This window comes from Virgibacillus salexigens, from assembly GCF_014905415.1.
Classification (GTDB): Bacteria; Bacillota; Bacilli; order Bacillales; family Amphibacillaceae; genus Virgibacillus; species Virgibacillus salexigens.
Genome location: NZ_BNEO01000012.1, coordinates 1 through 21387 on the forward strand (window position 1 = coordinate 1; position 21387 = coordinate 21387).

24 protein-coding genes are annotated in these 21387 nt (G+C 35.9%); 6 read left to right on the forward strand and 18 right to left on the reverse strand.

What is annotated here, in order from left to right; all coding sequences use genetic code 11:
- Positions 1-207 precede the first annotated feature (207 nt).
- From JKP73_RS21605 to JKP73_RS21625, 5 genes are all read left to right on the forward strand, one after another.
- Positions 208-393, forward strand: a complete 186-nt coding sequence (locus tag JKP73_RS21605; RefSeq protein WP_200411908.1) for a hypothetical protein — start codon at positions 208-210, stop codon at positions 391-393.
- Positions 394-559: 166 nt separating this feature from the next.
- Complete coding sequence (locus JKP73_RS21610; RefSeq protein WP_200411909.1) at positions 560-1771, forward strand: YopA family protein; 1212 nt, start codon at positions 560-562, stop codon at positions 1769-1771.
- Between the two features lie 426 nt (positions 1772-2197).
- Complete coding sequence (locus JKP73_RS21615; protein WP_200411910.1) at positions 2198-2980, forward strand: hypothetical protein; 783 nt, start codon at positions 2198-2200, stop codon at positions 2978-2980.
- Positions 2981-3868: 888 nt separating this feature from the next.
- The gene (locus JKP73_RS21620; protein ID WP_200411911.1) at positions 3869-4306 is read left to right on the forward strand and encodes a Panacea domain-containing protein; all 438 of its coding nucleotides are present in this window, start codon (positions 3869-3871) and stop codon (positions 4304-4306) included.
- An 85-nt stretch (positions 4307-4391) separates the two neighbouring features.
- A complete protein-coding gene (locus JKP73_RS21625; RefSeq protein ID WP_200411912.1) occupies positions 4392-6218 on the forward strand; it encodes a hypothetical protein in 1827 nt (608 codons plus the stop codon).
- 27 nt (positions 6219-6245) lie between these two features.
- On the opposite strand, the gene JKP73_RS21630 is transcribed toward JKP73_RS21625, so the two are convergent.
- From JKP73_RS21630 to JKP73_RS21640, 3 genes are all read right to left on the reverse strand, one after another.
- A complete protein-coding gene (locus JKP73_RS21630; protein WP_234447165.1) occupies positions 6246-7175 on the reverse strand; it encodes an N-acetylmuramoyl-L-alanine amidase in 930 nt (309 codons plus the stop codon).
- Positions 7176-7239: 64 nt separating this feature from the next.
- On the reverse strand, positions 7240-7473 hold the full coding sequence (locus JKP73_RS21635) for a phage holin (RefSeq protein ID WP_200411913.1): 234 nt from the start codon (positions 7471-7473) through the stop codon (positions 7240-7242).
- A gap of 12 nt (positions 7474-7485) precedes the next feature.
- Complete coding sequence (locus tag JKP73_RS21640; RefSeq protein WP_200411914.1) at positions 7486-7764, reverse strand: hemolysin XhlA family protein; 279 nt, start codon at positions 7762-7764, stop codon at positions 7486-7488.
- A gap of 163 nt (positions 7765-7927) precedes the next feature.
- Between JKP73_RS21640 and JKP73_RS21645 the strand changes: the two genes are divergently transcribed.
- The gene (locus JKP73_RS21645; RefSeq protein ID WP_200411915.1) at positions 7928-8101 is read left to right on the forward strand and encodes a hypothetical protein; all 174 of its coding nucleotides are present in this window, start codon (positions 7928-7930) and stop codon (positions 8099-8101) included.
- A 71-nt stretch (positions 8102-8172) separates the two neighbouring features.
- Here the strand turns inward: JKP73_RS21645 and JKP73_RS21650 are convergent, their stop codons facing one another.
- From JKP73_RS21650 to JKP73_RS21720, 15 genes are all read right to left on the reverse strand, one after another.
- A complete protein-coding gene (locus JKP73_RS21650; protein ID WP_021292584.1) occupies positions 8173-8487 on the reverse strand; it encodes a hypothetical protein in 315 nt (104 codons plus the stop codon).
- 13 nt (positions 8488-8500) lie between these two features.
- On the reverse strand, positions 8501-11953 hold the full coding sequence (locus JKP73_RS21655; RefSeq protein WP_200411916.1) for a phage tail spike protein: 3453 nt from the start codon (positions 11951-11953) through the stop codon (positions 8501-8503).
- A gap of 161 nt (positions 11954-12114) precedes the next feature.
- Positions 12115-13626, reverse strand: coding sequence for a distal tail protein Dit (locus JKP73_RS21660; RefSeq protein ID WP_200411917.1), 1512 nt, complete (start codon positions 13624-13626; stop codon positions 12115-12117).
- A gap of 11 nt (positions 13627-13637) precedes the next feature.
- Complete coding sequence (locus JKP73_RS21665; protein WP_200411918.1) at positions 13638-16040, reverse strand: hypothetical protein; 2403 nt, start codon at positions 16038-16040, stop codon at positions 13638-13640.
- 4 nt (positions 16041-16044) lie between these two features.
- A complete protein-coding gene (locus JKP73_RS21670; RefSeq protein ID WP_200411919.1) occupies positions 16045-16338 on the reverse strand; it encodes a hypothetical protein in 294 nt (97 codons plus the stop codon).
- 65 nt (positions 16339-16403) lie between these two features.
- Entirely contained in the window at positions 16404-16775 is a 372-nt protein-coding gene (locus JKP73_RS21675; protein ID WP_200411920.1) for a tail assembly chaperone, read from the reverse strand.
- Between the two features lie 107 nt (positions 16776-16882).
- A complete protein-coding gene (locus JKP73_RS21680; protein WP_200411921.1) occupies positions 16883-17446 on the reverse strand; it encodes a phage major tail protein, TP901-1 family in 564 nt (187 codons plus the stop codon).
- Between the two features lie 11 nt (positions 17447-17457).
- Positions 17458-17847 carry a hypothetical protein gene (locus JKP73_RS21685; RefSeq protein WP_200411922.1) on the reverse strand — a complete coding sequence of 130 codons (390 nt, stop codon included), beginning with the start codon at positions 17845-17847 and terminating at the stop codon, positions 17458-17460.
- Positions 17847-18194 (reverse strand): HK97-gp10 family putative phage morphogenesis protein, encoded by a 348-nt coding sequence (locus JKP73_RS21690; protein ID WP_200411923.1) that lies wholly within the window; start codon positions 18192-18194, stop codon positions 17847-17849. The genes JKP73_RS21685 and JKP73_RS21690 overlap by 1 nt, the downstream gene beginning before the upstream one ends.
- Complete coding sequence (locus JKP73_RS21695; RefSeq protein ID WP_200411924.1) at positions 18185-18496, reverse strand: hypothetical protein; 312 nt, start codon at positions 18494-18496, stop codon at positions 18185-18187. Before JKP73_RS21695 ends, JKP73_RS21690 begins: the two co-directional genes overlap by 10 nt.
- Positions 18496-18831 carry a phage head-tail connector protein gene (locus JKP73_RS21700; RefSeq protein ID WP_200411925.1) on the reverse strand — a complete coding sequence of 112 codons (336 nt, stop codon included), beginning with the start codon at positions 18829-18831 and terminating at the stop codon, positions 18496-18498. The genes JKP73_RS21695 and JKP73_RS21700 overlap by 1 nt, the downstream gene beginning before the upstream one ends.
- Positions 18832-18843: 12 nt before the next feature.
- Positions 18844-19110, reverse strand: a complete 267-nt coding sequence (locus tag JKP73_RS21705) for a collagen-like protein (protein WP_200411926.1) — start codon at positions 19108-19110, stop codon at positions 18844-18846.
- Positions 19111-19189: 79 nt separating this feature from the next.
- Entirely contained in the window at positions 19190-20239 is a 1050-nt protein-coding gene (locus tag JKP73_RS21710) for a major capsid protein (protein ID WP_200411927.1), read from the reverse strand.
- Positions 20240-20241: 2 nt separating this feature from the next.
- A complete protein-coding gene (locus JKP73_RS21715) occupies positions 20242-20577 on the reverse strand; it encodes a hypothetical protein (RefSeq protein ID WP_200411928.1) in 336 nt (111 codons plus the stop codon).
- 13 nt (positions 20578-20590) lie between these two features.
- On the reverse strand, positions 20591-21220 hold the full coding sequence (locus JKP73_RS21720) for a DUF4355 domain-containing protein (protein ID WP_200411929.1): 630 nt from the start codon (positions 21218-21220) through the stop codon (positions 20591-20593).
- Between the last annotated feature and the right edge of the window lie 167 nt (positions 21221-21387).

Below are 21387 nucleotides of genomic sequence, written 5' to 3' on the forward strand. Positions count from 1 at the left end.
TAAACTTAACGAGCATTTTGTTAAACACAAATCCAATAAGTTATTGGCTAAACAGATTATTTATACAAATGGTAATTCACCAGAAATGATTGCTGATAAAATAATTCAAATATCTGGTATTTAAGCAATCGGGCGCAATTATGAAATAATGATTGTGCTGTTAAAGGGTCTATTGTTTAAGGTTTAATCAAGGAGGAATATTAATTTATGAATGAGGGTTGGATAGAAGTCATTTCAGTTTTACTTATTACCTTCAGTTTATACTTCGCTCTTTCGTTTATTGAAAGCCTACATAAAAATGACGAACGAGTCACTAAACAATCAAAATTTGGTGCTATTATATGTTTAGGAATAGCTCTACTATTACCAGTCATGTTTAACTTATTCCAATAAAATTACTAAGCAATCGGGTACAATTCTGGAATAAGAATTGCATCCTTTTCTTGATCAGCGGTCAAAATAAATGATCCTGGTACAGTATAGATGTTCATAAAAATGAAGGGAGAAAGGACATATCAAAAGAAATATTAATCCAACAGAAATAATTTATTCAGGGGAAATGATTTTAAGAAATGGAAGTGAAGCTATTAAAGTAAAGGGTACAATTACAAATCTCTTCTCATACACCTATAGAATAAAATTTGAAGGAAAAATTATAGAGACTAATAATTACCCCCTTAGGAATTTGCTTGGGGAGTACGACGTAGATGCAGGATCATTTAATGGTAAAGTATATATTTACAAAAGCAAGGGAGAGAATTTAGTTGGTCAGGTCGTTAAAGAACTAACCACTAAAATGGTTGAAATGGACGAGTTAAATTTAGAACTAGTTAATTTAAGAGAAATTGGTTCTGAATTTGTCCAAGATGGAAATCTTTCGTATAGAGGTTTATCGCTCTTAAATAGGGAAGGATGGATTATTGAATTAACACAAAACAACGATTATAAAACAGTATATGAAGAACTAAAAGAATACGGAGGATTTGCCTGTACTCATAAGGTTAAGGTTTATCGGAAGGACAGTAGAAACTTTAATTATGATGAAGTACTGTCTATTTTAGAACATCTTTATTCCTATCTTGCTTTTATTTGTGGTCGAAGAATTTATCCCTCTTCATATAAAGGAACTAAGAATGGGAATAGTGTGTTTATTAGGTACGAATCAAGGTTGATTGATCAATGGAGTACCCCTAATACTTGGTATCCCAAAATTGATAAAGAAATCTACGAGGATTTATTTGTAGAATTTTGCTCAATATGGGAGGATCTTTCTTGGAAACAGTCTAAAAATGTTTTATTAGGCACATACATTGAATGTTTTTCCAAAGCTACATTAGAAAATCGTATTACTTCAATTCAAATTGCCCTAGAAATGATCGCGCGCATCTACTTAGTTGATTATAAGGGAGAATTGTCTAATAAAAAGTTTAAAGACCTGTATACCAAAGATCGAATTAGAACCACCTGCTCTTACATGGGAATACTCCTTGGAGAATCAGAACAATATTTAAGAAGAAATACAAGAGATTTTTCAGACGCGATTGATTTTTTTGTAGATGTAAGAAATTCAATTGTACATTCTAAAAGAAAAATTGATTTGTCACATAATAACATAAAATACGCTTATTATATAGGTTTATGGTTTCTAGAACTATGGTTTCTAAAAATATTTAAGTACCAAGGGAAATTCAAAAATAGATTATCTGATAGTAAATGGGAAGGAGATGTAGAGAATGGTGGGTGCTATTACCTAGTTCCGTGGAGAAATTAACCCAGTACTATGTTATAAAAAATACCCTAATTACTCTTGAATTAACGGGCGCTTTTCCCATATAAGGTGTAACGCTAATGTTGTATATAAAGATATTTAATGCAAAACGTAAATCAATACAATTGATACGACACAATTCCGCAACAGGGACTGCGCTTTTTTAATGAGAATAAAAAGCCAATAAATTATTTGTAAAGTAACCTTGACGCTTTCACTAATAATAAAAAATAAAAGAACTAATCGTAATTAAGCAATCGTGCGCAATTATGGAATAAGGAACTGCGTCCAGTAATGCAGAATAGGGCCACATAATATAATAAAGATTATTGAACTATCGAGCAGGTTTTTTGAATACGAAGTTGATATATGGGTATATGAATGAAATAAAAAAGTGGGGATAATATGTGCCGAAAGATATCGGTATTATTGGTATTTTTATTACTATTATTAGCGGCTTGCGTAAGCGAATCCAAAACTTTTATGTTTTCTGGAGAAGCAGAAAATTGGTCAGCAGATTTAAAAGTTACTCAATCCATTGATGACTATGAAATTCAGGATTTTGTACTTAAATATAAGGGCAGTGATGTTAACTCTGTTGGAGAGATTACTTATAGTGTCGATAGTGGTGTTGGAAGCTTTGGTAGAAGTGGTGCCACGTTAGAGGAAAATGGCACTCTTACAGATAGTAATGAAGCAAATCCAACGAATGCAAAAGTTAGTGAAAATGCTGAGGTAGAAGTGACATTAGAATGGAATGATGATACTGAGACATTTAAACTAGCAAGCAACGCTAGTAGCCCCACTGAGACATACAAAGAAAGTATTAAAGAAGGTCAGCAAGAAAGATCAATTATAGAAGAAGAACTAACTGTTAACGGAAAGAGCGACCCAGCTAAATATCCATCTAACTCTCATCTTTATATGGCGCACCTTCTATCAGCATCACTAAGTGGCAATACTGAGGTTGATAACGGTGGAAAACCAATAGATATAGAAGAAATCGAATCTACTTTAGAAGGTGTTAGTGAGGAATTGTCACAGATTAAGTACGAGGGAGAGAGAAAAAGTGAACTTCAAAATGTTATAGATTTGACAGACCAAGCAATTAACAGTGATCCGCAAAAAGGCGATGAGATATTAAATAAAATTCACACAATCCTACATGAGCTTGATAATCACTTTAACACTAACCCGTTTATAGATAGTTAAGGTCATAAATGAATAGGTCACTTGCAACTAGACTCTTTATGGCAGTAGGTTGGTTTTTAAAGATAGTTTAGAAAAAAATACCACTAAGAAGGCTTAACCCTCAAACCAAAATTAACTAAAACATCGATTGGTTTGATAGGGGCTTATGGGGTTTTCATGGTAACATTTTTAGTATTAATTAAATTGTTCCTCAATCGGGCGCGATTGTGGAACAAAAAGTTGATAAAAACTTAATCACTGCATATAATAAGAACATATGTTCTTTTGAGGTGATCTTATGAATGAAGAACTAAAACAATTATAATTATTATTAATCTCACAAAGTTTGGAGTGATTAGTTGCCTAATTATGACAATCAGTCTAATGATAAACCATTCAATGATGCTATGGAACATCAACAGAATATAGAAGGATCCCCTATACCTAAAGAGACCGGAAAGTTACCTTTCCCTATAAAATTAATAGGATTTTTTCTGTTATTTAGTGTAATATTAATAATTGTTTTTGCAATAATAGGAGGCGTAATAATGAACTAACACCTGAGGATTAAAAAGAAGTGACTAATCAAGTTATGAAACGTTATATGAAAGGCACAAACTATGAAGTAAAGGACTGCCAAATAGGCAGAAGTTGTTGCTGCTTAATCACTTTTACGTATTATAATATTATTACGTTTGTGCTTTTATATTTTTTATCTTTATCAAGATAGGGCTTCCTAGACCATTTTTTAGCAATAAGCCTAGCACCTAGCAAGAGATTTATCATTATATCCAAATTTCAATCATTTTTTGCAATATACTCATCAGGAATTTCTGCAAACTAATATTTGGTTTGTAAATTACATTAAAGAATGAGATAATAATTATAGAAGGATAAAGGGGTGATAATATGACTAAAGCTATTGATGTTGCGAAATTTTTAGTTTATATAGCTTCAAAAGACCCTGATGTAAACGATTTATCTAATTTAAAGTTACAGAAATTACTTTATTATTGTCAAGCTGCCAGTATACAAACAAACAATAAGATACTTTTTGAAGATGAAATAGAAGCTTGGCAATTTGGTCCTGTTATAAAGAATGTTTATAAAACATTCAATGGTTTTGGATCAATGCCTATAGATACAGACTACAGTGATTTTATAAAAAATGTTAAATTTGATCAATCTGAAATTAAAGCTATAGCAATGGCTTGGAAACAATATTCTCAATATAGCGCTGGAAAATTAGTTGAACTAACACACTCTGAACTCCCCTGGATTAGCGCATGGCGAAAACAATCTAATATTACTGAAAACGATATGTTTAAAACATTTAGTAATAATTAGGACTGGTTCTATGGATGACAAAAAGAGGTTTAGATTATTATACTTTTTAGAAGTATTCATTAAGTCACGAACCTTCATACCAGTGATGGTCGTGATTTATTTTATTCTTTATGGCCTTTTGTTTGTATTTATTGATCCCGGGGATAATACAAATTATGGTGAAACTGTAAATTATTTAATGAGAATTATTTTAATTTTGATACCAATATCCGTAGCTGTATTTACTTTTGCTTATAAAGAAACAAAAGAAACGGCGTATATTAGTTTAAAGACATCTAATATTCAGTTTCCATTTATACTTTTTAACACTTCAGCGGTAAATACATTGATAAGTTGTTTAGTTATACTAACTCTAGATGGTGATAATAAGAGTTTTAATTATCTAATAATTCTATTATGCCACTCAGTAGTGAGTATATCGCTTTTCATCTGGTATTTTGTTAATTTGATTTATAGTATGGATATTATAAAGTCACTGAAATCCTCTTTAAAAGCTGCCTCAAATACTCTTTTTATAATGGAGAGGGTTATATACTCAAAAAAGAAGAATTTAGCAGACAAAAAGCTCAAATTTATATTTAATAACTTATCAAAATATAATGAAGCTAATTTCCATTTGTTTAATAAGTTATTATTAAGGAATCATTTCAATAAGAATAGTAAAATGAAAAGTGAAATATATGATCTCAATATTAGATTTACTAAAACTTTTATAAACACCCCAGATAAAGAAGTACTATTCCAATTTTATTCTTCACACAATTTCATGATTGAGAAGGTTACCAACTTATATAATAATATACTATTAAACTATAGAGTTATTATACGTAGTTCCACAAAAAATAAATTAACAACCTTACAAAATGAACTGATAGAGAATATGTTTCAAATGTCACCTTTAACAATAATAGATGTACATCAACAAACTGATAATAAACAAGCAAAATTATTAGGTGAAAAAGTTATAGATTCTTATTTTTCTACTTTATTTGAATTAATAACAGAACTTTGTGATGAAGATACTGTAGAATTTTCTTATTTGTTAGATCAAATTATAAAAAATGATGAGCCACTTGCCGCTTTAAAAACACAGATGAACATTGAAGATGACAACCTAATAAATCACTATTTTCACAAATTATTGAATTTATTTGAAGCACTGGTTATTTGGTCGATGGAGTCTAAAAATTTATATCATTTAACTGAATCAGTAAATATTGTTTTGACCATTAAAAGATATTTTGACCATAGTAAAATTGAGAGTAGTAGCAATAAAACTAATCGTTCAGATAAATTAACATTTAAAATTGATAATGCTGAAGGTATACCCACTTCTAAAGTTTTTGCGGATTTAAGTGATATGCTCAAGGAAGTTGTAGAAACAGTAAAAGTAAAACATGAACCTAATAGTAACATAAAGAAAAAAGATTATACGAAGTTTAAAATATATATTGAGGAAAAAATATTATATATAATATTTAATGCAATATTAAAAAGTGTTGAAATTGGACATTATCAATGCACAGGATATATGATCAAAGTGTTAGTGAATACATTTGACACTAAATCCCTTCAGGATTATACTTCAAAATTCTATTTAAATACGTGTAAAACAAGCAATATTACTATTAATTTTGGATACTTTCACTATTCAATTAATGAATATTCTAAGGTATATTGTCTAAACAAAATGTTTCTTATTATGACTACACAAATATTATATCGTAAAGATGATTATTTATTGTTAAGTTTTATTGCTAAAAAAATAGAAAAAAATGATTTTAAGTATCTCTGTAACAAACTAATTAATGCAGCTCCAAATTATGGACTACTTTCAATAAACGAAGAAATCCTAAATAGAACTAGTCAATATTATAATAATGAATTGTTGAAATTAAATGAAGAAAAGTGAAGTAACCCACTTTTCTTCATTTTTATTTTATTTGGTATAATATCTTACATATGAGGGGTTAGCAGTAATATACAAGCCAGACCTCAGCTCATACATTTTAGATCCATTAACATTCAAAGAACGCTTAACTGTAAATGTTTCACCTTTATCGACCGTCTTTGCTTTTGCACTCCAATCTGGCTTGTCATATACCCACAAACTAGATACCAATACCTCAACATATTTCGTTTTGCTGCCGGATCCATTACCACTAACTTTCAACATTTGTCCAGGATGAATGGTGTCACTGGAAAGGTTGTTTAAATCTTTTAATTCCTTAACCATCATACCGTGGTCTTTTGCTATTTCCCACAATGTATCTCCAGATTTAACGGTATACGTACCATTACTAGGGTTAGAATCTCCACCACTTTTCTTTTTCAGGTTGAAGGCCTTGGCAATACCGTTCGCATGTCCTCGTGCAACAGCATTAATCCATGCTCGGGATTTCATTTTATCAGAATCCCCTTTATTATCAATGAACCCATTTTCCGTTAATACTGCATCCATATTCGTTTCACGCAATACGTGGAAATTTGCCTTTTTCTTGCCTCGATCTCGCATGTAGTTTTTCCTCATGATTTCCGCATGAATATCATCTCGAATTTTAGCTGTCTTAGAAGAATCGGAAAGTGTAGTATAGATATAATCCTCGTATCCTACCCCACCACCACTATTGATGTGAATACTTAAGAATAAGTCAGCACCCCATGCATTAGCCTCATTCGTACGCTCTGTTAATGTTGGATAGCTGTCACCAGTACGACTCATTAAAACTTCTACATCTTCATATTCACTTAACAGAATATCTGTTACTTTCCTTCCTATTTCCAACACGATATCCTTTTCTTTAATACCGTTAGCAACCGCGCCCGGATCTTTACCACCATGTCCTGGATCAATAAATAATTTTGTCATAAAAAATTCCTCCTTAATTTTTTGCATTAGAAAAACGGCTTGCCCGTGTGGACTAGCCGTTTAACTACTTAATAAGCTTTGATTGTTTTAATACTGTTTTTTGCTGTTTCCCTTTAAGCGTTACATAGTTATTCTTAAACCATGCCCATGCACTAGCCGCAGCAGTAATAATCATTGTGATGATTTCTCCCCATGTTTCTTCTGTACCAGGGATTGGATTTAATCCAAAGGTAACTAGAAACTGGTTAGCTAATGCCAAAAACAATAAAAGTGTACGTACTAAAGTTGCTTTGTCCATGTTCTCACCTCCTTAAAATATAGTGGTAAAAATGACAGTTAAAAAGCCACCGATCACGCCTGTAATAACGGCAGTCACGATAGCTTTTGTTACCATTCTTCTTATCCACTTTGTATCATCTTTAATTTCTTCCAACGTTTTGCGTAAAGAAAATATTTCTTTATCATGCTCTCTGTCTTTGTACTGAAGATCTCTGATGTCATTTTTAATGATTTCTTGGTCTTTCTTTATGTTTTCAATATCCTTCTGTACGGTGTTCTGCCAGAGATCCACATGTTCTTCCTCCTTCAATGCTCGACCCCCTAACTAGTGTCAAATATGCATTTTCAGTGCCATTCAAATACCCCTTATTTAGCACTCACAACACAAATAAATATTAAAAAGTTATTTATTTAGTGCGTAAAACAATTTCAAACGTATTCCCTGTTAAAATTAATGATAAGGAGGTGATATAATGATTTTAAATTACTCAGCAAGTCATTCAACTGAGTTAATTCCAATAGAAATTGAAGAGATTCGAGATCTAGAACTAACGAAAAGCCAAACAATTATTAAAGGTGAAAACGGCTATTTTATTGTTGAAAAAAAGGAACTAAGAAATCTTTTTCACTTAGATTTGATGAAGTAAAAATGTAAAGGTGAGAGGGCTAATACCCTAGTCCTCGATTTCACCCATAAAGAATGCGCCTTACTAGGCGTTTACTGGTTACCTCTCAACTCTTCTAATTCTTTTTCTAATTCCTTAATTCTTTCTTCCCTTTGTTGTACTTCGTCAGGAATTTCTATTGTTTCCCCGTCCTTCACTTTTAAATATGGTCTTGATTCGATGATTAAATCACATTTATCTATCTGCAATGCCACATGCTTGTCTACATAAAATTGAATTCCTTCTTCTGAAGGAACCACTTGATTACCTACTTTAACGGATTTAGCACCACCGTTTTCATCAAGGACAAAAAACACCTTCATTTTATCGCCATTAACATTCGTATTATATGTTTGAATATATTCCAATACCAATCACCTCTTATAGAAAGTCTGTTAAAAATACACGTTCCATGATGAATCTAACAAATTCCATTCGATCGCCCCAGCCATGTGTCCAACCAATTTTGAATGTTACTGTTCTTAATTTAAAATCTGGAACACCTAAATCGACTCGAAACTCTTCTACACCGCTTGAACCATTTTCGAGAATCTCAAAATACAGTCGGTCGTTTGTATCATCGCTGGAACCTTCCATGACGTGAACACTGATTTTTGATCCAGAGTATTTTCTAAATCGAAACACTAAATACCTAGCCGAATGGATAAAATGATACTTTTGAAAAGCTAACGCACCCAAAGCATCACGAACATCGTAATATTCCATGTTAATACCGCTTAAACCTCTTCCGTCCAGAGAACCTTTTGTTGCTCCATAAATATGGAAAGATGTTGATTCGGTTGTTCCCCCTGGAACGAATGATTGAAAAGCTCCTGTTTCTGCGTTTCCCGATGTCATAAAGTGCGGATCATTACCGACAACGGTTAGCCCATTACGTACCATACCGTTACTCATACTTATTGCACCGTCTTCACGAACAATTTCTAGCTTGCCATCTCGTAGCCTTAAATTATCCCCAAAAAACCCTTCTTGTGCTTCAAGTCGTCCACTGAACGTACCTGTTGCTCCTTGAAGTTCTCCAGCGTATTTGGCATTACCGTTTGTATCGAAAAATAGCATATCTTCCCATGGTGAGGATGTGCTTGCTCTACGCTGAATAACATACCCTAATGAACTATTCATAACAGTACGAACCAGCCCATCACCTCTAGCAGTTACAAAACCATCTTCGTTTGTAATGTTAACACCGTTGTAGTTCTCTCCTTGCATAATTCCGTTAGCGTTCATGTAATCCTGTGCATCGTTTAAAGCGTCCTGATAAGTTGCTGCACCAACAGCATTTGCATGTCCTTTGGCATTTTCTTCCGCTTCTTCCGCTCTATCATATGCACTATCAGCTTTATCTGAGGCAGAACTTCCCATATCAACACTAACTTCATATACGGAATATCCTGTTGGTATTGTTCCAGCAGTCCAGTCTATTCCTTCCCAGCCTGTATATTGCACATTTTCAGTAATATAACAATCAGAATTTGTCGGGTAGTTACTTGAATCTACATATACTTCTAAAAATACATCATCATAAGTAGAATTTGTAAGTATTCTAGCTTTACTGAAAGGTACACCTGAACTATAACGCGATGATGAGATAACAGATATTTTAGGATTACGGTTATAATTAACTGTGGCTTCAAAACTAACTGTTTGATGGTTGCCAGATGTTCTATCCACTAGAATAAACTTTGCATACGCCCTACTACCTGCATTCATTGCAATTCGATACCATCCAGCTTCACTTAGATTGGAACTGTAATAATAGTTATTACCTAATGTGCGGAATTTGTCTGCAAAGGATGTATTATCATTAATTTCGTTTGGTCCAATTGGTCCTTCTGGTCCTTCTGGTCCTTCTGGTCCTTGTTCGCCCTGATCGCCTTTATCTCCTTTTTCGCCTTTAATTTTAGACCAGTTATATTTTGATGGATTAGTAGAGTCTGCAGCAGTAAAATCTGTATAAGTACCAATGTATTCTTTATCCATTGAATCCGTTGTACTAAAATCTACCGTACCATCGGCACTATTGGCATAAGCTGTATGAAAATATGGTGTTCGTCCATCTTCTCCTGGTGGTCCAGGTATACCCTGTTCTCCATCAGCACCTTTAATCAATGACCAGTTATAGTCATTTGGATTGCTGGTATCTGCTTGTGTGTGATCGGAATAAAAACCAATGTATTCCTTTCCGTTTGGTGATTGTGAGAAGCCATTTCCTTCTGCATCATCTGCATAGGCAAAATGTGCATACGATGTTAAACCATCTTCTCCATCTTGACCTGGAATACCCTGCTCTCCCTTTTCTCCTTGGATCCCTTGTAAACCTCTTGGGCCTTCTGGACCTTGAGGACCTTCTGGACCCTGTGGTCCTTGCTCTCCATCTTGTCCATCGAACACATTGGTAATAGTTATACGCCCGATTGACATAACTTCATTCAATGAATCTTGAATGATATCAACAGAAAAAGATGCCTTTTCATCTATTTCATCTGTGGTAACAGTTATTGTTTTACCGTTTTTATTCCAATTGGAAACAGGAATGCCACGTTTATCATACTTGTTCCAAATATACGTATAATTCGTTCCTTCTTCATCTACTTCTGTTCCAGATAGAAATACGGTTGCGGTAAGTTCTGTACTTCCTTCACCATTTTTAAATGTATTCCCAGCACTAGATTCTACGGTAGTAATTAACATTCGTGCTAATCTTCGTCTGATATCCTCTTGTATGGATTCCCATATCGACTGTACTTCTTCCTCGGTATACTCAATGTAATCACCAAGCTTAACTTTTTTCTTGGATTTATCCGTAATGCTTCGATCTTGAGTATGCACTCTTGCTTCCAAATACAATGGCGGATTAAATTTTGTATCCTTGGTTTTGATCGTATCACCAAAACGAATTTTCTTATTTTCCATTCCTGGCACATTTTCTAAATCCGCAATGTCTCCCTCATATTCCACCACTTCATTTACTCTCTTTTCTAGTTCATTTTCGGTGAGAGTGGTTAACCTATCCAAGGTCATGTCTTGATCATTGGATTGTGGTTCGTACGTATCCCATAAATGCTGTAATTCTCCTGTTATCGGATCAGGTCTTCCCCATCGCTGCAATGCTTCCTTATCCTCGACAATCACTTCTAGTCTGGATCCATCTTCCCTTTCAGGACCCAGACCCTTTAAAGCTGTGAAAATGTTATCTGTTTTTTCAATACGCCTTAGACTTATTAAGTCTTTACCTAATTCAACCTCACGACCACGCCATTGTCCTACTTGTTCGACTAGGTCCACATATCTACCAGTGACTTTGTTTCCATTTGTTTCTACTCGAAAGCGTAATTCTAAGCCGAATTCTGTTGCAATCCGTTTTAAGAAGGCGTAAGGATTGGTATGCTTTTCAATATGCATGGTTCGTATGCCGCTGCCTTCAATAATGCCTGGTCTCCATTCTGTGCCGTTTGTAGTATGGCTTACTAGTGCGGTTGCTGTCTGTTTAGAGAATGTTTGTGGATCCATGACTTTAGCTTTCTTTAATTCTAGATAACTAGCTGTCGTATATATTTCAGTCATTAATCCCTTAAAATCTCTAAATTTACCAGACTCATGAATGATAAACTCGCTATAACCCTGATCCTCAGCAGGAATAATGATTCGATTGCGCTTAGTTAAATATGGTGAAAAGCGTTTATCTGCAAAAGTGGTGAAATCAAACGTTTCTAGATTGTCTTTTAAGGATTGCCTATGATTATTTTCCAAAATGTTTTTAGCAGTTATAAAGTCTAGTATTTCGCCATACTGGCCGTCTGTAATATGAATCAAACATGATCTCCTCCTTCCTGAAAGGAAAATTGCAGCAGGGATAAAAAAGTATTTTAACCCTGCGTTATGGTTGCGTTATTAATTTTTGTTCCTTCTTCATCAATTTGTAGTACCACATTGCCATCTTTATCTTTTATGCAGTAAATCATCGTTCCACCTCCCTATCTGATTTTCGGCCTGTATCTTCCAGTTGTTCGAAAGCTATTAGCTGGATGCGTAATCAATTGATTTTCACCTTTTTTTAATGTAAAAAAAAGACCTCCAAATGCTTTAAGGTCATTTCTTGCTTCCCCATTTATCAATATCTCTTTATTCACATGATCAAATGTAATAATATCACCGACATCTGCTATATAGCGCGTTTGATCTACGGTTACCTGTGCCAATTGAAATACTTTAATATGATCAATTTTAGGTGCATAAGCTCGATCTGTATCTGCGAATTTACCGATGTGTATTTGCACGTATTTTAATTTCCCTGCATAACGGTTTTCATTATCGATAAATTTCCGCAGTATAGTTTGAACATGCCTACCGCTACTATTAACACGCGTAATATAAAACATTATCTCTTTTCCTACTCTTCGCATCCTTAACATGCCATAAAAATAATCCTGGTCATAACTATAATTTTGGGAACTGATTAAATAATTCTCATTTGCTCCAACATATGGACCAAGGCGACCTTCTCCCTTTTTACGATGGATCCCCAAGCTATCATCTTTAATTGCCATTTTCCCTAATTCGTTCATACCTTCATCAAATAAATAAACCTCAATTCGGAAGGTTTGGGAGGTTTCTGTGGTACGTCCTTGCACCATAGCTTCGACTTCAAAGTCTTGTGCTACAGGCACCTCTTTTCTTAGTGCAGGACCATGCCAATCAGGATCCGTAGTATCGGGGCCATAACTAGGAACCGTAATTCCATCGTTATCCGTTCCAAAGGTGCCGTCTACATATCCATTATCAATGGAATCGGATGCAGTATCCCATGTATCCAGCGATTGCCCCCGTTCTTCTAATAACAATGTTCTTGCATCTACGACCTCGCTCGTTACGTCCACAGGCTTGCCAATTAACATATATTCCCCGTGTTGGTTCTGTATTAAAGCAAATGTCACCTTTTTAATGGCTTCCAATACAAATATCGGCTCAGCTTCAGCTGTTCCCTCATTTGTGATTATTCCTGCATCTGATCCAAATTCGATTGGTAGTTCTGGTGCGTATTTATATGGATCCGAACAAGAAAAAATTAATGTACAAATTAATTCGTTTGATTCTTCTTCTGGAATATCATTATCTTGTAATGTCGCATAGTAAATGACATTTTCATCCGTAAATTCCAGAACCTTTTTGGAACCCTCCAACATGGAATTTAGTCGGTTGATCCGTTCACGAAATCCTTGATTTGTAATGTCTTTTATTTTGTATTTAACTTCTATTTCACGCATATCTAGCGTTACGTTATTCGATTCTAACGATCCATCCATTTCTGGAACGTCGATGTAGTTAATTTTTTGCTTTACATTTCCACGACCTCTAACTGTTAATGTCATAAAACTGCCAGTTTCATCTGTTAAAACTTCATCTAAATTGAACGTATTAAAAATCGTTTGTATTGATAGAGAGGTACTAAATGTACCCCTTTCATTTATATCAACAAACTCGTACATATAAGCACCTTCTATCCTTGAAAGCTTTCTTGTAAATCTATCGTTCTGTTTTGTACGGTTGTAATATCCTCTACAAAAACTTTAAATTGTTGTCTGCCCAAATTAAAAATAAATTCGGCAGGTTGCTTGCTTATAGAAACATCCGCATTTACTGCGCTCTGAACTTGGGCTGTAGAACTTCGTTTAATTCCTCTTAAACTAGATGATATTTGTGAAGCTTTTACCTTTAAATCTGGACGGAATGAATTATTCACACTACCAGCTAAGCCTGATGTAGCTCTTTCTAAAGGCTTTTTCGCTCTTTTTATAGAGTCTTTTATCGGTCCAGCAAAATCCATTCTATGAATATCACTTAAAGGACCTCTTTTCGCAGGCGAAAATGGCCAGTAGTCACGAACAGCACCTACAATTTCTTCCACTTTCCCAAGAATTTTATCTTTCATATGGACAATACCATCGATAGCTGACTGGATAATCGCCTTACCACTATCGTATAGGTTAATACCATCGAAAAAATCAACAATATTACCAAATACATCTGTTATCTTATTCCAGATATTATCCACTATTTCCTTAATTGTTCCCCAGACTTTATCCCAGGTTTTAACAGTCCAATTCTTAACCTTATCCCAGTTTGCAACTATAACAGCCACTAAGCCTACAATCGTAGCGATAACCCATCCAACAGGACCCATGGCAATCACCCAGGATGAAGCTACTTTCGCAGCATGAACCAATGACTTAGCACCCATCCATGCATATTTGGCTATCATTTTAGCCATTGAAGCAATCATTTTCGCTGTAGCTTTTGCCGCAGCCTTAACCATTGTAACGGTAAACGTAGCTGCCACTTTCGCAGCATGCACTGTTGCTTTAATTGCCATCCATGAATACTTGGCAGTCACTTGTATAAATTTAGTTATGGTTGTCTTGGCCCACTTAGCAACATTGACAATCCCTTTCTTAAGAGATTGACCCCACATCTTGAGACCAACTATCATATTCGTTCGGAATGGCGAAAAAGCCTTCCACATTTTAGCGATATTAGTAACTAATGACGTTGCCAACCCACCAAATGCAGACCTTACCATGATAATAACTGGTGCTATCGCTAATAATGCGCCACTTAAGGATATAAAAATCGCTAGCGCTTGACCGATTAAAGGATTGTTTTGCATTAATGCATTGGTGAAGCTCATAAATTTATTAACAATATCAAGTAACGATGAACCTATAGGAGCCATACCCTTTCCTAACTCAACTAAGAAAGTAGTAAGATTACCGATTAAAGCCATCACTTTCGGACCATTTTCTTTAATGTAATTAATAAATTTATTGAATGCTTCGGAGTCCTTTAATCCAGCTGTCCAGTTCTTGAATTTCTCGGTTAAACCAACTAGACCGCCTTGCATATCCGTTGATAATGGACCAAATGCAACCATTAAATTCATAATGCCCTGCATGATATTCCCGAAAGTCTTGCCTAGATTAACCATGGCAGGACCAGCGTTTTTATTTAGAAAGTCCACAAACTCTTGGAATTCCTTTGATTTTATCGATTCGCCCATGCTTTTGGACAAAGTATCTACGGCAGAAACAGCACCTTTAAAGGCAGGTTCTAATTGTTTAATTAACCCTTGTAATCCTTCTAGACTACGGACAAAAACATCCATAACTGGCTTTTCGAACTGCTTGGCAAATTTCCCCCAGAACTTACTAAATGATTGAACAGCCTTTAACCCTTTTTGTTGTGATTTAGATAATCCGTTTGTTGTCTGTTCTATTTCTTTAAGGATCTCGGCTCGTTTCTCTAAATCTGTTGTATTGGCTAATTCTTCACGTAGCTTTTTGATATCTTCGTTAGCTGTAAACACATCGTTTAATGCACTAGTGGCTACAGAGCCAAATGCCACTGCACCAGTTCCAGCTGCAGCAAATGCAGAGGTTAAACCACCCAACGCTCCTGTTAAACTAGCTATGATAGGAGATAGTGTTGGTAATACAGTTAAAAGGCCACCTTTGAATATGTTGCCAGCAACTATTCCGAATGAACTAATTGTTTTAGCTATTCTGTCCATTGTTTTTTGAAACTTGCCAACTCTTGCTTCAATCGGAATAAATACTTTCTTAGAAAGTGCTTTTTTGGCAGCCATTAGAAAGCCTAATTTGCCTTCGAATTCTTTGATATCTGCATCGACTTCCTTTTCAGCTTTCCCTTTCGTAAAAGCCTCCATTAGCCTTTTCGCTTCCTTGATATTACGTCTTAGTTGCTTAATGTCAGCCTTTAATTCTGTATCTTCTACCGATTCGGAAGCTCTTTTGAATTTCTCAGTCACATCTTTTGCTTGTTCGATGGCTTTCTTAAACTTTCTAACATTCGCTTTCAGTTCCGCATCGACCGAATAATCCGCCAAACCCTCACCCCTTTCCGTTACGTTGTGCTGCTACTTGCGCAGGCGATACCCTTTCATTAATCTCCTCCTGATTAGGTTGTTGAATTTGATCTATTTCTTTTAATGCCTTTTTGTAATCAAAGAAATCCTTGAAATTTTTGAATTCATATTCTTCTTTTTTATTTTTCCCTGTTCCAACTTCTTTTGTAGCTGCAGCATTTCTGATTAAAAATGCTATTTTATGCATCTCGTATTCCTTATCGATTTCTTTATACTCTTGAGCATAACGTTTGTAATGAAATTCAGTTAAGGTCATCATTTCAGCTTCCTTGAGACTTTTTACGTCTAGCTTACGTAAGGCATAGATAACCGCCTCATTATAAGTTAATCCTCTTTCTTTTCTTCCGTCTCCTTCTTCAGTTCCTCTGGAACTAGATTTCGGGTCATAGGTCGCTTCCCCAACTCTTCAAAGACTTGTTCGCCAAATTCTTCAAAACCGATATTTTCTGCCACATCGTCCAGAACTTCCTCTAAATCATTAATAGACTTTGGACCTTTTTTATCGTGGGCTGTTGCAGCCTTAATCAGTTTGGAAATCGCAATAAGGTTTCCAGATGCCAAACGCGGTATTAACATTTCAAGCCCTTGTCCTAGATTGGCGCCTTCTACTTCAAAACCAAGTTCTCTGTCAACCTCTGTTAATGTTCTAAGCCCGAATGATAATTCAATCTCTCTGCCTTTAAAGTTAATATACATGTATAATTCCTCCTAAATTAAGTATTAAAAAAGAGAGGGAAATCCCTCTCTTTCGCTAATCTACTATTAATGATTCGCCCAGTACTGCTTCCCCTATGGCTAGGGGATCAGGAGGGAGTTTCACCACCGCCATTTTCTGGCTTATCCGCCAAACCATCATCCGCTGGATCCGTTTCAAGCAAATCATGAAAGACATATTGTAGTGTTTCAATATCGCCCTCTGGTAACGTAACACGCCCTTTTTGGCGTTTAAATTCTGTTAAGAAAGTTCCTTCAACCTCTGGGTCATCTTCTGCCCCGTCTGTTGTCTCCCACTCTGTGATATATCCTTGACGATATTCAGCACCGAATGTTGTCTTTGGCGTTGCTCCACTATCATCTACTTCTTTATCCGCCAAATTCACTTCCCACATTTCTATAGGATAATCGTCATATATTGAATCACTTAACATAGTAAAAGTTGGGTCTGATTCAGCTTGTAACGCGGAAATACTTACCTCTTCTTCTAATGCAGCACTGCTGGACGTAGAACCATCTTTTGTAATTGTTGATTCTCGATCTCGTGATGCTGATTTCGCATGTTCTGTTTGAAAAACAAGCTTAGCGCCTTTTGTTTCTGTGCCCAATTTACGAAAATATAATACTTTGTGAACACCCTTTGCAATTGGCATATTCTAACCTCCTAAGATAATTGATATTCTACTTGGATAATTCCATGTAATAAGGTATCTGTTGTTGTATTGTCGTACATTTCATTGGAATCTAATGCTAGTAACCTTAGATAATAGTTATCTAGTTTAGACAAACGCCTTAATTCCATTTCCAACTTAAAAACCATATCCGAAAATAACGCACGATCATTTGCTATTCCCCAAACATGGACAGTTTGAGATATACGTCCATTAATCACATCTTTGTTATTAATCACATCGGAACCGACTGACTCAGCAACATGAACAAAAGGATAAGGTGTATCCTCATCCTTTCCTGGCAAATAATCATACGTATCATAGCCCAGTGCTGATGATTTACTGAATACGGCATTAAACAATTGAATTTTAGGTGATAACATTATTTCACCAACTTCTCTAAATCAGATAAAAAGATTTGTTTTTGCTTAAAATAAGCATCATGTAGAAACAATGTTGCTTCCATGTATCGAGTACCATAATTCAAATAACCAGCATACTCGGAATTAACAAAGGTTCGGTAATGCACGGAACCTACTTTATCTGTCATGGTGTTACGTGCTGTATGTCCAGTCCAATAACCCTTGTTAAATCGTCTGAACTCATTTTTGATTGTTTGCTTTGTCATTTCTGCTGTGTTATTTTTTACGATTTCATTTACATCATCCTCAATTTCATCATGCATACGTTCAAACTTTGCCAGCAATCCATCTAAACCATCTAAGTCCATTCGCTCACACTCTCCATATAAAAAACGCTCTCAGACTTATGAGGGATATGTCTGAGAACGTTATATTTTTGACCATTCATAACTGCTTTATCGGCATAGTCCTTATACGGACGTTGCAAGCGTACTGTGGCAACTTTCTTATTAACAGAACCAAAGACCGCAGCTGTTTTTTCTAGCGTTACAGGCGAAGCGTTACAAGGCAATAATACCCCTTCATCGACTTGCACTTCATTTTTGCCAGTCTCTGGGTTGTATTCCCTGCCTAGTGTCTTATGAAGCCGAACCCTGTCTGTATACCGCATCAGAAAAACACCACCTTGCCCTGTTTTTCTTCTTGCTCAGGGATATAAGCACTTAGAATCGATAGGTAAGGGGCAAAGTCATCCTCGCTATAAGTAACAGCATGTCCTTCCACTGATTCAGACTTCATCCCCTCACTTCCACGCCTTTGAAATCGAGCGATCGATAGTTCCTCGATAATGAAATTTAATTCCTCTGGAGTGGATGTTAGATCCGTATGCTTTTTTAACCAAAGCTTTAGATGCGATGTGGTATTAGCAATAATGATTTCCAGCGCTTTATCTTGCAAGTCATCATTTATATCTAATACTGTTTTCACATTATCAATAACAGGCATTGATCATCCCTCCTAAGCTTGCGATGGCCAAGGGATATCCTTGGTTGTGCCATCTGATAACGTAAATGTAAGATTTGTACCATCAGAAGTAATGTCCGTAACACTAACACCGTCAGCTCCTGGATCTCCTTTGGCTCCTGTTGCTCCAGTATCCCCCTTAGGACCAGCTGGACCCTCAGGTCCTTGTGATCCTGCAACATCGATTAAGTCAGCAAAATTCTGTTGCGTAGGTACCGCACCAGTTACAAATGTATTTTTTAATTCTTCTTTTGTAGCCATATTATAGAATCCTCCTTCTTGTTATTACCCGACTTTTAGGGTTCGTCCAATTTCGGCTTCCCCTATCCCTAGGGGTTCCTTAGGGCGTAGAGCCACCTCCTAATACATTCGCAATATAGATCTGATTCGCTGTTGGGAATGATGGCATAGCTAATGCTACTGCTTTTGTCCAACGGGCAACTGGATCATTAGTTGAATAGATTTGAGCAATGACGTTACCAAAGTTTTGGAAACTTGCTGTGTTCATATAACGCATATTTGCTTCTTCAGGAGTAATACCATGAACTGTTTTTCCTAATTCTCCGCCCGGTAGTAGTACCAAACTATTTTCCGGAAAGAAACGTTTTGTTGCATATGAACCGTCATTTTTTTGAACGCGATACACACGATCGTCAGTAGCTATAGCTGGTAAGCCTTGTTCTTGTAGAAACGAGTTAAGTTCAGCGTTGGTAACAAGACGGGCACTTTTCACACCAAAAATTCCTTTACGAACAGAGTCATGGCGTTTTAAAGCATTAAATACTTTTCTTGATGTTAGGATACGTTCCGGTGTAACTCCAGAAAACGCAACAACTTGATTTACAAATCGATCCAGGTCATCAAGGGGATCTGCGCTTTTGTCGCTCCACATATCCGTGCCTGTAAGTGTTTCTTTTTGACTATCTTCTAGGCCATAGTCGATGGTTCCAACAAAGTTGTTTTCATTGATGGTTATTTTTCCAGTAGATAGGGCTTCAAAGCGCATCCGTTCAATACGCGTACGTACAGCATTAACCATGTTATCCACATCATTATAGATGCGATCAATTACTCGTTGCGCTTCAGCATCAGTACGCGCTTGCGTCATGGATTTAATGAGACGCTCCCCCATCTTGATCTTGCGTTTTATCAATGCCGGCTCCATACTCATTTCCTGTAAACCATCACGAGAGCCAACTTGTGATTCTGTATCATAAGAATGTACAGATGCTGATACAGGAGCTGCATTACTTCCTAGTAAATACTTGATTTCAAATTCTTCAGTTCGATCATTCGGGAACAACCCATCTCCAACGGATAGAGGATATTCCCTATTCTGTACATAAGTTTGTAAGGCTTCGTCTGTAAGAAATTCTTCAATGTTTGGCATAATTACTGTCCCTCCGTTGCGTTATATTCTTCAAATTTAACTTCTTTCATGGCTGTTTTGGCTTCTGCAGAAACTTTCTCTGGTAGTCGAGATTCATATACATACCCTTCTACCATAATCCCAGCAGGTTGATCTCCATGCGTTAAATCAATATCGTGTAATAAAATTCCTTCTGCGGTTCCATCATTTGATGGAAAGACTTTTCCGGCCTTTAGAATCGTACGAGTACCTTCTGATGTTCCCATTGCTTTTTTGGCTGTTCGTGTACGACTAATCATATGGTGACTAGACACAAAAGAAGGTTGGTTATCGTAATTGACTTTCTTTGAAACATACATGCGCTATCTCTCCTTAAGCCCATAAATCGGGGGCTTTATTTTTTTGTTGATCTTGCCTATTGCGTAAATCCGCCATGGAATTTGTTTTATTTCTTGAACTTCCACCTGCAGTAGGTGTGTCTTGACGTAATTTTTCTTTGACAGTTTGATTAACAGCTTCATCGAAGTGCTTTTTAATTCCAGAAATCGCCTCTTTTATTTTTTCATTGTCCTCTAAGGTGATGAGTGATTCAGCAAATTCCGTCGGCAATCCGTCAGCTTTTAAATCAGACTCAATTTCTGAACGGAGTTGCTTCATATTCAACTCTCGCTCACGATTGTTTAATGCTTCCTCACGTTTTTTTAAGTCGGATTCTTCTTGCTGTTGTTTCGTCATTTTTGCATATGCCGCAGCATCTTTCTTTGCATCTTCTACGGCTTGTTGCTTTTCTTCTTCGAATTGCTTTTCACGTTTCTTTAGAGCGCTATCTACAGCCTTGCTGATCTTACTATCGACTTCTGATTGAGTAAAAGTTTCTTTCCCGGGATCACCTTCTGGATCATCCTTTGGAGGATCAGCTGGTGGATCATTTGGATCACCTTCCGCAAAATACTGCAAATACATTTTCAAAGGTTTTATCTGTTTAAGAATGTCTTTTTCCATTTCATTTCCTCCTATCCCACACACGCATGATTAACTAGCTATTTCATGGCATTAAAATAAGCCCCAGACACGCCATATAAGCCCATCTACGACTAATCGAATGCTATTACTCTATTTAGTTGCTAATGCCCATGCACGATTGTTTAATTTAGTTTAACGTCATTGCG